Source organism: Phocaeicola faecium (genome assembly GCF_014837055.1).
GTDB lineage: Bacteria > Bacteroidota > Bacteroidia > Bacteroidales > Bacteroidaceae > Phocaeicola > Phocaeicola gallinarum.
The window spans coordinates 1,114,792-1,130,873 of the sequence record NZ_JACSPQ010000001.1; the positions used below are offsets into that span (position 1 = coordinate 1,114,792).

A 16,082-nucleotide genomic window follows, 5' to 3' on the forward strand; every position below is an offset into this window, starting at 1 on the left:
GCCCTGTCAGTCGATTTTTATAAATAAAAAAAGGATGAGCCGAAGCCCATCCCGATTATACATCGACTTTTGTCGAAAACTTTTTAATAACCCTGTATATAGTCCTCTCATCGACATTATATTCGTCTGAAAGGTATTGCAGGATATAAATCTTTTTATGTCCTTCATCTTTTAATCTGGTATAGTCCCTGTACAGGTCCAGATACCGGATATCAGTCGGACTGACCGGAAGCGTTTGTAATTGCTCCAACACGCCCCTATGTGTAGATAAAAACTCAAAAGCATTCATACGTTACCTAAATTCTCCAATACTCCAACTCTGTTATTCACTGAATTTATTTCTTCAACGGAAACCACAGGGCGAATAGACTGTACACCTCTGGCTACTGCTCTGGCAAGCATATCCTCACCAAGTGCTTGACTACTCGACTGTGTTACGTTTATTGGTACACCCCCACCCATCATATTGAATGAAGAAAGGATAGGAGCAAACATTTCGGTGGTTCTGGCCGTCATTACCGATTCTCCGTTACTGAGACGCGCTGGTATGCTGTCGCTTGTTCCCGTACCCGGTCCGGTAACTAAACCACCACTTGCAAATTTAGCACTTTTTATCGACTTTGTAGCTGTTGCAATAGTAGAAACAACAGTGGTAACAGCAGTAGCGATATTGGCTAACAAAGTCCATATATTAGGTGAATTTGAAGCAGCTTTCACAGCATTGGCAATGGCTACCCCCTGACTAATTGCTACCTCTGCAATAGCCAATGTCTTTGCAGCCACGGCAGCAGCTTTGTTATTCTCGCCAGCCTGTTCCAATAATCCACCTATGGCACCCGTTACTGCCGCCATTGCATTTGCTTTCGCATTCTCAATCTCTACTTCTTTCTCTGAGAGTTCCCGTTTGGCATTCAAATACTCCTGATTAGCTTGTAAGCGGGCATTTTGATATTCAAGCTCACTATCGTAATCCTCACGGCGGATTGAATCGTACAGTTCTTTTTTCTGTTCAATCTGTTCTTGCAAGATTTCAAGTTCGGAAGCACCGTTTTGTTGCAACTTCATAAGCTCATTTTCCATACGGGTACGCATTTCTTCCTGCTGCTTCTGACGTACTTCTGCATTGAATTGGTCGGTCAAATCCTTTTGTTGCTTGCGGTATTTTTCTTCTATGGCAATCTTCATTTGTTCCGTCAGCTCTTTTTCCGACAATTCAGCCTCACGTTGTGCAGCCAACTGCTCCATCCTTAATCGGTATTCTTGCTCGCTTCCATCCTTTACGGCTTCCAGTTGCAGAGAAATAAGTTTCTGACGGTTTTCTATCTCTTTCTTTAGTTCATCATCAGACAGTTTTTGTAACTCCAAATCCTTTTGTTGTTCCAAAGCCCTAACCTGTGTATCAATAGACTCACGTGCTTTTGCTGTTAAATCCGTTTCTGTTTTCAATCTGTTTTTCAAATCTTCAATCTGGCGGGAATAGGTAAGTTCTATTTCCTTGCGTGCCTTTTCCCGGTTATCCTTGACCAAATTCAACATAGCATCCTCGGCAGCACGTACCTCTGTAAGCTCCTTATCTCTCATTTCTTTTGCTGCATCAGCCCCTTCTTTCCGGATGCTGTTCAATGTGTTTTGTAATTCTGTCTGCCTTCCGTAGCTATCTTCCTGAAGTTCTTGCAATGCCACATATTGCTCACTGAACTCTCGCAAATCATCTATGGTACTTTCTGATAACCCTAATTTACTTATAACCTCATCAGCCGTAATATCGCCCTGCTTTATCTGTTCTATCAACTTACGTACCTCATCATTCATTTTTGTGAATCCTAAAGAATTAGCGAGACGAGCTTCTGCCAACTTCGTTTGTATTTTTAAATCATCCTGTTCTATTTTAGCAGCCTTCTCTGCCGCTTTAATACGTTCTTCTGTTGATAAGGTAGTATCATCTGCCGCTTTCTTTAACTTTTCAATCTCGGCACGGTTAGCCGCACGGCTCATAGACAACATCACTTCACGTTTGTCTATCTCATTTAAAACATCCGCCAATTCCCATGCCCGTTTGGTTTCTTCTACAATCTCATCCCCTATCTCTTTAAATACAGCTTTAGCATCTTCTCCTGCTTGCTTAAAATTTCCTGAAAATAAATTAACCAAAACACTTCCAAATTTGCTAACACGATCTACCAGCACATTTACCGTAGCTCCTAAAGAAGCCATCAGTTTATTAGCAAGCTCTATTCCCTTTTGTGTTTTTGCAAAATATGATACCAAAGAGCCTAAAGCAACGACAAGCACACCAATACCAGTTGAAACCAAAGCCACCCTCAACAATTTTAAAACCCGAGTCCATCCGGTAGTGGTTTTTATTACATCATTCATTTTTTGTTTTACACCACCTAAATAATTTCCTACCCCGCCTAAGGAAGTAACCATTTGGTTTATTTGCTGAATAAAGGGAACATTAGCATTCGCAGCTTCCATGATAGCATTCTTATAATTGCCTACATTTCGGTAGTAACGTTGTGTCTCCTCTTCTGCATCTTTCAGTGTTTTTGTTACCTCATTTATGCGGTCTCGTAACTTTATACCTTTAGCTGCATTTCGGTCAGCCTTAGACAAAGCATCATATTCGGCTGTAAGGTTAGAAAGCTCTGCCCGAAGTGAGCGCAAACTACCCTCCTGCTCTTTTTCCTGCTTTATCTGATTTTGCATCGTCTTTGTAATAATCCGGATAGAATCATTACAATCTGAGATATACGCTTTCGAAGCAGCCATTTCCTCGTTATATTGCTGACGGGAAATGCTACCATCTTTCAACTGCTTCTTTAAATTACCCTCAGCTTCCCGAGCCGCATCAATCTTCGCCTGATACTCCGCTATTGCCTTGATTGCTTTATTGTAATTTACTTTTATATCAAGTATCTTTTCTGTCTTGTCTGCCATAGTTTTACATCTTTAAAAGTTTAACTTCACATACATCATTCTCTTTGGTCTTTACGTTGATAACAGCCCAATAGCTACCGTACTGGCTCAGATACACCGGAACTGTTAAATCCAGCGTTTGCAATTCAACCGAGCTTAACCGAACGTATTCCACAATTACCCGGGGACGGTTTACCAATGATTTATATTGAGAGTAATATTCCGATAACAAGGTATTCCACTCCAATCCGACAAACACTCCTAAAAAAGTTCCCGATAATAGTACAATGCGTGGATCTGCTCCATCGTCATATTCGAGTTCCCCGTCCGAACCATACGAGTAAAGAGGAATAGAAGCTACTCCGTTCTTAGTGTCACATGCTGCAAACGGAAGCTCTATAACGTCCCGCTCATAATCCAATGTCTCACTTTCAACCATTATTTCCGAATCATAGTACCCCTTCACGTCATCATCTTCTTTGTACTTAAAAAGGTTATGTTGGGCGAAATTGTCAAGCGTATATGAAATCTTTTGCGGTGTCTTATCGAAATACGCTTGCAGTAATTTTCCGCTCCAATCAACCGACTTGCTTTTATTCTGAACTAACGTATCAAATGAAACAAACTTGATATGGTCTGTTTCGGTGGGTACGGCAAACACTCCCAACATTGTCGCTATGGCTTTCAGGAAATCGACCTGCTTCACATCCGGGAGATTGGGTACATAATAAAAGCGAGACATGGCATTATCGCCTATCTCCACATTTGTTGCATAAGGAGAAAAAGTTAGTGTACCTGTCAATGATGAAAATATCCCCGCAGTCATCTCCATCGTACAAAAAGAATAATTATTACCTACCAATATTCCCTCTACATCCTCATCTATTTCAAAGGTATAGCGGTAAGCCCCATTCCCTAAATTTTCAACTGTTTTATGTGAATATTCACCTATTACTTCATTGTTGTTTCTGTTTACCAAATGAATGTACATTCTATCATATACAATACCATTAGTAAGCACAAAAGAACATGTGAATTTCAAATTGAATGTCAAATTCGAGAATTTGGGTTGAAAGCCTAAATAAGACATGGACTCTTGTATAAGTTTCATATAAAAGGTCTCTTGCCAAAGCGAACTGAAAAGAAACAAATAACGCTTTGTGGGGAACGTAGCTTGCTCTTGCCTAAATCCGGACACCATCGCAATTTTAGTGTTTTCATCAATCTGCTTTTGTGCATCCTTCCGGGTCAGCAAAGGTATTTTCATCCGCTCCATCATCTCCACACGGTCATCAGGAAACTCAAAAGTAATTCCGTATTCACTGGCTATCTTATCCATAATCCATTTGACTGTAACAACTGGATGATACCATACACTTGTTTCCTTATCTTTAAACCCATATTCAATCTTGGGGAATTGCGGGGTCTGTACCGACTGTTTTACCCAATTCGTATAATCAACCCCTGCAACCATCCCATAACTCAAATCCTGTAAAGATTTTCCGTCATTTACCAACGTGTCGAAATTCATGACATTGCCCCATGACAATGCGATTTCTATCTGCTCGCCCACGGACAGAAGAACCACATTGGCATCACGGATTATCTCCACGCCGTCACGGACCAGCGTACCGGCATGTTTCAGATAAGGGAAATTAGTTACCGCACTGGGGATATGCGCACACTCAATGATACGAAGGTTATTTGCCGTTTTGGGCAACTTGATGGTATAGCTGTTGTTACTGACAATTTTACTTATATCGGTCAGCAAATTACTTTTATAGTTCAGGCTGATGGAAGTCCCGCCGTCCATGTCAGCCCGGCTTCCGTTTATGTATAATTCATCTCTCATAATACTTGCGATACAATATCAGGTAATGTTACCGTTATTTCAAAATCCTGCAAATCATTTCCATTATCTACCGTAGTGGCGGCACTGACGTTTACCGGAACCCATGTTTCACCAACATACATATCAACCAAAGGCGAACTGTGAACGGAAAGAAGCATTCCGAATGTTCTTTTATCCACCAAAGGCGCACAGGCTTTGAATGATTTTTCCATCGTCTTGCCTTGCGACCGTGAGACACCATAGTAACCGTATTGCCCATCCGAGAAATTATCATATAACCTATCCCCGTATTCATCCGATTTGTTTTCATTTTCCCCCTGCTGGAAAAGCCAATACTGATAGAACCCATGCCGATCAATCCAGCGGAGGTAAACACCACATTCGGAATCATCCTCCACTACTTTGACCGTCTCGGGTACTTCAACCACATCCACATGCTTTATTCCATTATCAAAGATGGTTACGGTAAACGGAAACTTGGAGAACCACGTAACCGTACGTGGAGGGTTAAACTCTTCACCGATATTGATTGCTCCCCAAATACCGGTCATTTGAAAATTAAACTCAGCGGCGGAAGTTTTAACGTTTACCATGATGACATGGGAAACAACCATGCTCTTTCGGTCTATATCGAACAAAGCTCTCATGTAAGGCGACAAGTCAAGTTCCACTATCCCCTCATCATACTGCCTTTTGTCGGTGTACCACGGCTTTTTAGTAATCCGGAAAGTACGGTCAAACGTGGCGTCGAACACTCCTTTAAGCCCGCTTTCTTCCACCTTGATAACCACTGTAACCTCATTGGAGGTCTCTACTTTTAGGATGTTGGGGTTAAAGCAAAACGCCACCTCATCCGGATAATAAATCTTCTTAGTGCCTTCAAATGTTGCTGTTCTCATGGCTGAAATTCAAATTTATATGTTCCACTTCCGTATCAAACACGCCTAATACACGGCTGGATATTTCTTGTATCGTTTTATCCACTTCGGTTGAATAGATGTCCTTCTTCTGTCCGGAGCGGTATAATTCAGTACCTTCATTCGCTATCTTCCGCGCTACCAAATAGGCAAAAGACTTAGGTTTCTCGACCTGTATTCCTTTATCTTCCACCCATTGCAGGATAATGTTATAGAACCCTTTCGGCACTTTTCCCGGTCGGCGTCCGGATTCCAACGTGCCGAATGCCCTACGCCCCCAAAGAATACCGCCGCTTTCGGTCTGCTCTACTTTTAAACTGTCCCGCGTCCTACCGCTGGCTACCTGACGGGCTGCTTCATGGTTGGCTATAATCCTCTTTCGCAAATCCTGCAACCCGTCACTAACAATCTTCAACGTCTCATCCCTTACCGTTGCCGCCATATACTATCTCCTTCACGCTTTTAGTGGGACACATAACGATTCCCCTTGTTTCCTCCAGCTTCAGTTCGATGACTATGCCGGTGACATTCACATCCAGCTTGTCGTAAAACACAGAGTAAGGAATATCGCCGGAAACAGGCTTAAACAATCCGCTTGAGTTAAGACTTAATATAAATTCTTTAGCCAAGTTCTTGCAGCCTTCTATTATCCGGTCATTCTCCGTACCGTCGAAATCAAAATGCGTTTTATCCATGAAGGCAAGCATACAGTTAGGGCAATCCTTCAGTTGCGTCACGCCAAGATTGAATACGCCACTTACCGGAAGCACATTCAGCACAGCCGGAAGCGATTCTTTATCAAGCCTTACGTTTGCCGCCTGCCAGTTATCAAAGATGTAGGTCACACCTTCCATCTTGTCTACAATCGTTTTAATCTTCTGCTCTACTGTCATTTGTTTGTATCCATTAAAATTTTCCTTAACCTACGTTCAACCACCATCCGCCGGGCATCCATATCCATACACTTGTACACCCTCACCCACGGCACACGTTCTACTGCCTCATGGTCGGTTATCCCCATGCGCAAAGCGTAATAATCAACCAGCCCGAACAAGCCGAAATTCAGCCTGTCATACCCCGCCTTCTTCTCTTCTGGAGTGGGCGGCACGCTTGCTGACGCAAACAGTTTGTTGATGCGTTCCACCTCGCGAGCCACCCAATAGGCGAAACCGAACAATTCGGAAGCATCCGTATTCATAACCATACGTTCATCCATACCGAGCAACACACGGCACGGAATGATGATAAAATCCTTTCCAGTCCGTATGCCTTGAAGCTGCATCAGCTCGCCCATGCTCAAATCATTAAGCGTAGCAGGGGTTTTCACCCTGCCAACCGTTGCCGGCTTTGGCAGCTTTTCCAGCCATGCTTGTACCGCGCCTGCATCGGCAACACTTTCAATCGTTAAAAATTCCCTTATCGTCATATATCACCTAATTTTGCTTTTGGTCGCTTTGGCACCGGTTTAATGCGGAAATACATCGCCATTATCAACATGTCGAGATAGTCCGGAGAGAAACCCAGTATCTCCTTCATCTTCTCCTTGCTGATAATCCCCTTTCTCCGGGTGTCTGCATCAATGTGGTCTTGCTTCAGTACCGAAAGCTCCTTCTTTATCCTTTCCCTTTGCGCGTCCGTACACACCACCCTTATCTGCCTGTTGTTTATCAGCTCAGCCAACTTGAAGCCACATTCCGATTTCAGGTTATCGAACTCAGGATTTATCGGCTGTTTCCCTCCGTGAAACTCCTTGATACCGTTCAGGTAACTTTCAAGATAGTTCCCCAACCCGTCGGAATCGGCAATCATCATACTGCGCGGAATGGAGCATTCTATCATCATACGCTTCAAATCCGTTTCGATGGATTTCCCCGTACTATAACCTTGGTCCAGCTTGATGTAACATACGTTCCCTTTCCAATGTCCGGCAACAAAACGGTCACGCCCTTTCATCGCCAAGTCGGCAGAACCGGATGATACACCGGAAGGCTTTACATGCTCATTGGTGAACAAGTCGCAGATGGCATCATAATCGCACAATACCGCCGGGTCATCATCGTATTCCCAATTACCGAAGTAAAGACGTTCTTTCGTAACCTTGTCATTCGTGTTACGCAGTGTCTCGATGTAATCCTCGGTGGCAAACGGGTTATCCTGAACCAGCGCCTGAACAAAAGCATATCCATCCTCTAACGTCCCCTCTTTCCACGGCTTATAAAACAAGTCATAAAGCCAGTTCTTTTTAGGGTTACAGGTTATGAGAATCTTTCCCGGTATTCCGTACTTGTCATTCAAGTGTCGCCCTATACGGGTCTGTAAAACCGAAAAAGCCAGCCCGTTCACCTGCCCGCCTTCTTCTATCCATCCGCCCGTGAACTCCAACGAACCGAAGCGTTCATACAGCGGGTCTTTCACCGGGTAATAGGTAAGGTCGAGAAAGATGATTTCCGAACCGTTGTCAAACTCTATCCCGTCATTGGTAAGCCGATATCCGGTGAACCCGTGCCATTGCGCCACCTTACCGAATGTTACTGAGATGGAAGCCCGGCTGTCCTTCAGGTTATTTCGTCCGGCGAACCACCGCGTACCGGGAAGGAAGTAGCAACATTGCATCAGCCATTCGCAGCCGAGCCACGACTTGCCACCACCGCCCGCACCGCCATAACAAAGAAACTTCGTCGAGCCGTCGCGAAGGTAGTTATACGCCAACCGCTGTTTAAGATTCACCGTCTGCCCCATGTCATTTCAGTTTGTCCGCCTCGGGTGTGTACGGAAGGAAATCAAATCCCCTGAACTCTTTCCCTTTCGTGGTATGGTCCACTTCCTGCTTATCAGCCAAGCCCAAAGTGCGAGCTATGATGTTCGCATTGAAAGCCCCGACACATGCCCCCTCGAACTGTTGCGTCTTGATTGTTTCCTCCACACGCGCGATGACTTGCAAAAAATCTTCTTCATTCTTACTTATACAATCATCCCGGAAACTGCTCCACCAGCGGGTGGAAGCCCCTAAATAGACGCAAAGTCCCATCAGCGAATACGGGCGTGAGGTTGGGGTAACTTCCTGCTGAACCTGTTGCTGGTTTTCGGTAACGGTTTTCTTTCCCTTGCGTGTTTTTACGGGTATGCTTCTCTGTATCGCCTTGCGGGTAGTCCACGGATTCTCATCGCACCACTGGAAATATTCACATGCCGCCTCCCATAAAAGCTCAGGCGTGGCAAACAGCCGGTCTCTGCCATGCTTGCTCCTTAACATCCAATATTGATTTCCTTTCGGTGCTGCCATAATTAAAACATTTTAAAAACAGGTATTATTTCTTTATCTAAATTCCATCTTCGGTTATTGGGAAGAGGAAGAGTAAACTCATATTCCAATGCTTTTATATATTCCGCTTTTGTTGCTTTTCTGTCATTTACCGATGAGACCTGAAATGAGGAACCACTCAATTCATGCTCGTTGGTTACAGGATGAGCTTTGTCATACAACGTAAATGTTTCGCCAATATAGGTTTGGTTTAAACGGATAACATCCGCAGTTGAATGATAATGCTGAAAATACCATTCACCAAAACGGAAATTGGCAGTGAAGTTATGTGCATCAAGAAAAATTGATTTTGAACGATAATCGCGTGATTGCTTTCTGTCCGATGTCCTTTGAACAAACAACAACGGAATGCCGGACCAGAATATTTTTCCACCTTCCTTACATAAAGCTGAAATCGAAAGCAGGACATTTTTTTCATCTTCCAATGAATTTACTGAATTGAGAACACTGTCACATACAACGACATCATAAAGTCCATATTCAGACAATGTACGGCAAATATCCGCACAGTCCTGACGGATTTCCTTTTCATCGATGATGTCCTCACCATCTTTTCTATGAAAGAACTCGATTGCATCAATGTGATATCCCTTTTTCTTTAACATGGTAGCATAATCTTTTTGACCTGCACCGAAGTCAAGTACACGCATTTCCTTTGTGATATAAGGGATAACCAATTTTTCATAAAGGGTTGAATGAGTTCTACCGCTCAATACACCGTTTTTCTGACGCAACCGAACTTTTTGAGCAAAAGACTGTATATAGGTTCTGCGCTCTAAATGGGAATATTCAAATACCCCATAATCTTGTGAGAAATATAATTCGGCTAACTTTTCTTTACCTGCCGGAAGCACATAAACCAACAAATCCATACCCAACAGTTTTACGGTCTTTGCATACACGGACGAGATTATAACTTTACCGGAATAATCACACACAGCATTTGCGAACTGACCATACCTCAGAATCATTTTAGTAAGGTCTATCACATAAGAACTATTTTCTCCTTTAGACACCATCAATATATCCTTGTTAGGCACGGTATAGAACCCTTCCACACCTTCAGGAATTATCACACGGATATCCGGCTGCACGTCTGAAATTTCACATTCAGCATAGTTGTGCAACTGATTAAAACGTACTTCGTCCGTAGAATTAACCCCATCAAGAATAAATGCCGGAACATGAGTATATCCTAACAGCTTCATCGTCTTTGTGCGCTGATGTCCTGCCATAATACGATAATCCGAGCGGCGAATGATGATTGGTTTGATTATTCCAAGCTCTGTTATAGACTCCTTTAATTTGCCTTGTGCATCTTCACTTAAAAGACGCGGATTGTATTCTGCAGGATTCAAAAGGTTTATATCTATATATTCCATCATAAGCCTAAGAGATTATTTACAAAACCAACCATTACTCCGTTTTCATTCATATACTCGGTTGCACGCTGTTTCAAACCGTCTAATTCCTTTTCACTGACCGGAATCTTATACCCTTCAAAAACCAAATATTTGATATGCGCTCCAGCTTCATAATTTTGATTCCTCAAAATGTTTTCCGTATCGTCCACTTCTTCTTCATTAAAATCACTTATTTCGGGGAAACTAATACCTTCTACACCCCAATCCATAAGTTCCCGATAATCCCATTCAAACAATTTGGTCAAATCCCATTTCCCATTATTGACATTTGCACGAATAATAATTTCCCGCTCCCTTTCTTCTGTCAGCCCATGGAGTAAAGCGGTTGGAACTTCTTTCAATCCAAGTTGTAAGCAGGCTTCATAACGTTGGTTCCCGTCTATGATAACCAGTGTTCCGGTACGGTCAGACAAAACAAGGGGACGCGCTTCCAGATAATCCGGATTGTTCCGGATAGAATCTTTCAACACTTCCATATCTTCTTCCGTAATGGTACGGGGATTGCTATCGAGCTTATTCAACTCTTTTATTTTTCTGTAAACTATTTCCATTGATTTTAATATTTGCGTTACATAAACAAATTTACCCGATAACCGCCACAAAGCAGTTACCGGGCAATGAAAATCGACTGACAGGGGCTGTCAGTAATTTTTCTACAATCAAACTAAAACTTCCTGCATATACTGTTTTATCTCGTTCATTTCATATAACTTTGAAGAAAAATTATACTGAGAATCATGGAACTTATACCAATAGAAAATGAACTTAATGCTTTCAAAGAGCATCTTGATATTAACGAACGTACTATTTTTTCTGCCAAATTTGGAAACGGGAAAACATTCTTTTTAAATGAATTTAAAAAAAAATACGGAGATAGTTGTGAGTTTATTACTATATATCCAGTAAATTATCAAATAGCTGATAATAAGGAGGTTTTTGAATATATTAAAAGAGATATTCTTATACAAATGGTTTCAAAGAAAATGATAGAACCATCTTATGAAATCCCCGATTCATTAATATTCCAGTTCTTTATTATGCAGAATTCTGATTCATTCTTGGGAAATCTATTAAAAATACTACCAAGTTTAGGCATTCCAGAACAAACTGCATCTCTTTTCTTAGCTGGATACCATGCTTTAAATTGGTCGGAAAAGATGACTAAAAAATATAAAGAATATAAGGATTCTATTCAAAGCCAAGATGAGAATCAAATTATAGAAACTTTTTTAGAATCTTTTACAGAGAGAATAGGCAGTCCTTATGAGATTGATTTAATCACTCAAATCATAATTGACAATATTCAATGGTTCCGTAAAAGCAACAAAAAAAAAGTTATTTTAATAATCGAAGATTTGGACCGCATGGATCCTGCTCATCTATTCAGAATTTTAAATATTTTCTCTGCACATATTGACAGAGTATACCAATACCAAAACAGTAATACTCAAAAAGAAGAAGATACCACATATTCAGAATTATTGCCTAACAAATTTGGATTTGACAATATCATAACAGTTTTTGACTATAATAAAACTAGAAGTATTTTCCAGCATTTTTATGGGCAGGAAGCAAACTATGATGGTTACATCAACAAATTCACATCTCACCAACCATTTTTCTATTCTATAGATGAAATAGCACGTGAATATTTATATAAAGTTATATTTGAAAAATGCTGCATCAACAAAGAATCTATCAGAAATATTTCAAGACAAATAAGTGACAAATTGGATTCATTATCAGTAAGAGAGGTATACACAATCTTAAACGGAATTGATTTATATATTCAAGAAAAAACATACAAAGGAAACATTCTTGAATTTAATACAAAATCTCCATTAACCTATACAATTTCAATATTAAAGCTATTAGGAATAGCTCAGAATAATAAAATAATAAGTTATATCCTGCAATTATCAGCACTCGATTTGTTAAATTGTATTAATGTCTTCTTGTGTGTTAATAATATAACAGAAAGATTTATCTTTAAAAATCACCTATTCTATATCAGGCATAATGAAGCATCCGATAATAAAGTTCTTAACAAAATTCAAATAGTAGAAGTAAATGGATATTATAGTAATATATTTCAATTGAATGACAAACTGATTGAAAATTGCATTAATAAAGCATTCGATTACATAACTAAGTGACTGTAAATGGGCTGTCAATTTTTCAGTTTTGTGAGAGACAGCCCATATTTTTCTTTCCACCTATCCCAAGAGCCACTACATGACTGCCAGGAACAGGTAATACAATTTCGTTTTCATAGTTTATTCATTCTTCTTTCTACAAGTTTTTCCAATCGTTTTTTGCACTCAGCACACTCTAGTTTCTTACGTTCCAGCTTAGCCTTGAACTTGACCAGTTCTTCGTTCGTATTCTCTTCGAAAAACAGGTTCTTTAAGTGAATAATTCAAGTTGTATTCCTTTTCTTTTCTGTTTCTCCATTGTCCGCTTGTATCGCGGACATCTGTCACGGTAGGCGCACTGTCCGGCCTCAGCCTGCAAGAACCTGCCGTGCCATGCGTCCCATCCCTTGACCTCTTCATCGTCCCACATGAGCCTGACCAGCTCCATGCAGAAGAACCCGCGTTCCTTACCGGGCTTTTCATCAACAAGCTCTACCAATCCGTTTCCTTTCGGTCTCATAACGCCTGCTTGTTTTGGCTGTCGAACAAATGGGCGAATGCCCCGTCTACCTGCAAGTCAAGCCCCAGCTTCGAGGGGAAAGACTTGATGTAATCAAAGAACTTGAACGCCTGCATGTCGTCGTCTCCCGTGCGGTCGAGCAGCATGAGCAGCAAGGCGTTCACCATGTCGGCATCGTTGCCGAAACTCTCTTGCTCGGAGGGCGTGCATTTGCGGCTGATGTCGGCTTTCAGGCTGCGTATGGCGTGTATGGCGGCGTTGAACTGCCGCTTTGCCTCGTGGCGCAGGGCGTATCCGTGGCGGCGGTACTCTTGCTCCATGTCCATAAGGTTTGTTTCGAGAACATCGGCAAGGATGTACACGATGTTCGTCAGCGTATTCATGTGGTTTGTTTCTTCCATTGTTCTTGTTTCCTTTCTTTTATCAGGTTCATATTCTTGTTTACCAGCCCGATGATGCGGTGATGGTACGGGCTTACGCCGTTGCACGCCGCGCGGCTCTGCACGATGCGGAACGTGCGCAGCGACACTTCCACCGTCTCCATCCGCTTGCCTCCCACGGTGGCGGAAAGTATCAGGCTGTCGGGCTTGCTGTAATATCCCTGCGAGTAGACGCAGTGGTGCATGGCATCGCCTTCTTCAAGGAACTCGCGCACGCTGCCCAGCACGCGGGCGGTGAGCGTGCCGTCGGTGAACGCAAGTCCGATGAACGCTGCCTTGTCGCGGGCATAATTATCTTCATCACGCCTCATCTTTTTCATCCTTTCGGCTTCCTTGCGGCGGGCTTCCAAGCGGTCTTTCTTGCGCGCCAACCGGTCATGCTCGGCGCGGAGGTCGGCGGGACACACGTAGCGGGCGTTATGCGTATCAAGGTTGAAGTATGAAAGCAGTTCCATGTAGTCGAACCACATCGATGCGTCACCGATGATGTACCCGTTACGATGGCAGATGTTCAGGGCATGGCTGAAAGGTAGGCAGTAGTCTCCACACCTCAGTATATGGCGGAACACGTTTATCTGTCCCTGCTTCACGATGGTTTCCGCCACGGGGTTCGTGAGCAGTTGCCGCATGGCGGCTACCGGAGGCAAGTTCATCGCCGGGAAACGGTTCTGCCAGCCGTTGCGCCTCAACTTGCCGGTTACGTACATGCGCGGGTAGTACCAGTTGCCGGATGGGTCGAACATGTCTTCCATCTCGTATGCCCCGTTACAGCTGTGGTTATGGCGGGCTATCTGCATCGGTTCCCATGTTTTCCACGTGAGATGGAACGGCGAACGGGTGTAGGGACGGGCGGTTACTACTTCGCGCCCGTCATCGTTCACCCAGTTGCGGTACACCTCGTTTATTTCGTACCCGGTAGGCTCTCCCTTACAGGGGTTATTCCGTTCCGCCATGAAGGTACGTATCACGTTCCATTCTTCCGTGCGCTGTATGAATGACACATACCGCGCTTCGTGCTTGCAATCCTTTTCGGTCAGGTGTTTCAGGGTGATCGTCTTTCCGCACCGGGGGCATGTGTGTCCTACTTCAAGGCTTACCGCCAGCTCAGGTATCAGCACCCGGTCAAGATACCCGCAACACTGGCACCACACTTCGCCTTTTTTCAGGTAGAAGCCATAGGCGGGGAACAGGCTGAACGCCCATTCCCGTTTGGCTTTGCTGAGGGCGGGCAGGCGGTCGCCCAATTCAAGCACCCGCCTTTCGAGTTTCGTCCGCGCCTTCATAGTTCGTCGAATAATGAAAGTTGCAGGCTGTCATCCGCCCGATGGTTGGTTGCCTTCTGCCGTTTGGGGGCTGCGGGCTTCGCCGATCCGGGTTTCACCACGGCGGCGGGGGCTGCAACCTCCACACGCCCGGATGAAGCCTCAACCTTGATGTTGTCCTCATCGTAGTAATGCACTGCCCATCCATACACCGTTGCATCATCTACCGCCACCGCCGTACCGCCCAACTTGCGGGCGCGGCTGATGATGTAGCGGCAGCATTCCTTGATACTCTTGTTCGCTTTCTTGTAGGTCTCGGCAAAAAGGCTGTCTTCGCGCGCCCGGTTGTCGAGGTAATTTTTTATCGTCGTTTCAAAAGTTGTGGTTGACATTTGATTAGTTTTTGAAGTGGTTGATTCTTGTTGACTATTTCCTGTTCATCCGGCAGTTATAATCGCATAGGAAGCCGTAAATATCACGGCTCGCCATGTCCGGCGGTGGAGGGTTATCCCCATATACCGCCCGTATTGCATCCTCTTTTCCGGCGTAGGCGTTGAACAGGTCTTTCGGCTTGTAGTTGTTAGGAAGCAATGGGAAAAGCGTTCTGAAAGCCTTAAAATCCGTTTTTGCTTTTTCTGCAAGTCCACGGATATTTTCAATTCCTTTCACCATTGCGGCGGCGGCATCCTTGATACGGATGTAACTTTTACCGGATTCCTGCTTAACACGTTCCATATCCAGCTTACGGATGGCTTCCAATCTGTCGGATGCAAAATCATGCAGGGCAACCATGATTGCTTGGTTGTTTACCTTGCTGCCCCACACGAACTGCCCGCGCCGTCCAGCCTTCAGCTCGTTGAAAAAGATGCAAAGCTCGTAAAGGTTCAGGTAGTAATATCCGGTTGCAATGGAAAGGGATGTTTCGGCTATCACTGCCTTCATCAGTCCGTCCGTTTCCAAATCAAGGTCTATCCCGGCATACCGGAACACGGAACGGAGATGTTCGGATATGACTGCGAGAACCGTAACGTTCCCATATACCCGGCTGACATCACCAAGAGTGGGTATGCCGTCGTGCTTTACGACTTCATGCAGCGGTAGCGTGCATTTCATCTGTGCCGCCGTGCCGGACCAGTTACTGACCAATCGGGATGCTGTTAACGAGTTCTTCAAACTCATCTGGAGGGAGGTCAAGGATGTTTCCTGAGGCTTCTCCCCCACCATAGCGATTTGCGACGGGGATATTACCGCCGTCATTGCTTTTTGAAGTTCTGTTTCCATTTTGCATTAT

Annotated in this window: 16 protein-coding genes; 1 reads left to right on the forward strand and 15 read right to left on the reverse strand. The window is 43.6% G+C overall.

The window, feature by feature from the left end:
• Positions 1-285: 285 nt before the first annotated feature.
• From H9626_RS04800 to H9626_RS04845, 10 genes are read right to left on the reverse strand one after another with little or no spacing between them, the layout of a single operon-like run.
• The gene (locus H9626_RS04800) at positions 286-2,940 is read right to left on the reverse strand and encodes an AAA family ATPase (RefSeq protein ID WP_191709724.1); all 2,655 of its coding nucleotides are present in this window, start codon (positions 2,938-2,940) and stop codon (positions 286-288) included.
• 4 nt (positions 2,941-2,944) lie between these two features.
• A complete protein-coding gene (locus H9626_RS04805; protein WP_191709725.1) occupies positions 2,945-4,771 on the reverse strand; it encodes a hypothetical protein in 1,827 nt (608 codons plus the stop codon).
• Entirely contained in the window at positions 4,768-5,670 is a 903-nt protein-coding gene (locus tag H9626_RS04810; protein ID WP_191709726.1) for a hypothetical protein, read from the reverse strand. The genes H9626_RS04805 and H9626_RS04810 overlap by 4 nt, the downstream gene beginning before the upstream one ends.
• Positions 5,651-6,130: a hypothetical protein gene (locus H9626_RS04815; protein WP_191709727.1), complete on the reverse strand. Its 480-nt coding sequence runs from the start codon at positions 6,128-6,130 to the stop codon at positions 5,651-5,653. Before H9626_RS04815 ends, H9626_RS04810 begins: the two co-directional genes overlap by 20 nt.
• Positions 6,108-6,581, reverse strand: coding sequence for a hypothetical protein (locus tag H9626_RS04820; protein ID WP_178257358.1), 474 nt, complete (start codon positions 6,579-6,581; stop codon positions 6,108-6,110). The genes H9626_RS04815 and H9626_RS04820 overlap by 23 nt, the downstream gene beginning before the upstream one ends.
• The gene (locus H9626_RS04825) at positions 6,578-7,114 is read right to left on the reverse strand and encodes a hypothetical protein (RefSeq protein WP_178257359.1); all 537 of its coding nucleotides are present in this window, start codon (positions 7,112-7,114) and stop codon (positions 6,578-6,580) included. Before H9626_RS04825 ends, H9626_RS04820 begins: the two co-directional genes overlap by 4 nt.
• Positions 7,111-8,427 (reverse strand): phage terminase large subunit, encoded by a 1,317-nt coding sequence (locus tag H9626_RS04830; protein ID WP_178257360.1) that lies wholly within the window; start codon positions 8,425-8,427, stop codon positions 7,111-7,113. Before H9626_RS04830 ends, H9626_RS04825 begins: the two co-directional genes overlap by 4 nt.
• 1 nt (position 8,428) lies before the next feature.
• Positions 8,429-8,971 (reverse strand): terminase small subunit, encoded by a 543-nt coding sequence (locus tag H9626_RS04835; protein ID WP_178257361.1) that lies wholly within the window; start codon positions 8,969-8,971, stop codon positions 8,429-8,431.
• 2 nt (positions 8,972-8,973) lie between these two features.
• Positions 8,974-10,395 carry a ParB N-terminal domain-containing protein gene (locus tag H9626_RS04840; protein ID WP_191709728.1) on the reverse strand — a complete coding sequence of 474 codons (1,422 nt, stop codon included), beginning with the start codon at positions 10,393-10,395 and terminating at the stop codon, positions 8,974-8,976.
• Positions 10,392-10,985, reverse strand: a complete 594-nt coding sequence (locus tag H9626_RS04845; RefSeq protein WP_178257363.1) for a ParB N-terminal domain-containing protein — start codon at positions 10,983-10,985, stop codon at positions 10,392-10,394. The genes H9626_RS04840 and H9626_RS04845 overlap by 4 nt, the downstream gene beginning before the upstream one ends.
• A 186-nt stretch (positions 10,986-11,171) precedes the next feature.
• Here H9626_RS04845 and H9626_RS04850 point away from each other — a divergent pair, with 186 nt between their 5' ends.
• Positions 11,172-12,590, forward strand: a complete 1,419-nt coding sequence (locus H9626_RS04850; protein ID WP_178257364.1) for a hypothetical protein — start codon at positions 11,172-11,174, stop codon at positions 12,588-12,590.
• A 250-nt stretch (positions 12,591-12,840) separates the two neighbouring features.
• Here the strand turns inward: H9626_RS04850 and H9626_RS04855 are convergent, their stop codons facing one another.
• Genes H9626_RS04855 through H9626_RS04875 form a run of 5 tightly spaced genes read right to left on the reverse strand, consistent with a single transcriptional unit; the run spans position 12,841 to position 16,072 of the window.
• Positions 12,841-13,089, reverse strand: coding sequence for a hypothetical protein (locus H9626_RS04855; protein ID WP_178257365.1), 249 nt, complete (start codon positions 13,087-13,089; stop codon positions 12,841-12,843).
• Positions 13,086-13,490 carry a hypothetical protein gene (locus tag H9626_RS04860; RefSeq protein ID WP_178257366.1) on the reverse strand — a complete coding sequence of 135 codons (405 nt, stop codon included), beginning with the start codon at positions 13,488-13,490 and terminating at the stop codon, positions 13,086-13,088. Before H9626_RS04860 ends, H9626_RS04855 begins: the two co-directional genes overlap by 4 nt.
• The gene (locus tag H9626_RS04865) at positions 13,469-14,812 is read right to left on the reverse strand and encodes a PcfJ domain-containing protein (RefSeq protein ID WP_191709729.1); all 1,344 of its coding nucleotides are present in this window, start codon (positions 14,810-14,812) and stop codon (positions 13,469-13,471) included. The genes H9626_RS04860 and H9626_RS04865 overlap by 22 nt, the downstream gene beginning before the upstream one ends.
• Positions 14,809-15,183, reverse strand: a complete 375-nt coding sequence (locus H9626_RS04870; RefSeq protein ID WP_191709730.1) for a Cas9 inhibitor AcrIIA9 family protein — start codon at positions 15,181-15,183, stop codon at positions 14,809-14,811. Before H9626_RS04870 ends, H9626_RS04865 begins: the two co-directional genes overlap by 4 nt.
• Before the next feature lie 34 nt (positions 15,184-15,217).
• On the reverse strand, positions 15,218-16,072 hold the full coding sequence (locus tag H9626_RS04875; RefSeq protein ID WP_178257369.1) for a hypothetical protein: 855 nt from the start codon (positions 16,070-16,072) through the stop codon (positions 15,218-15,220).
• Between the last annotated feature and the right edge of the window lie 10 nt (positions 16,073-16,082).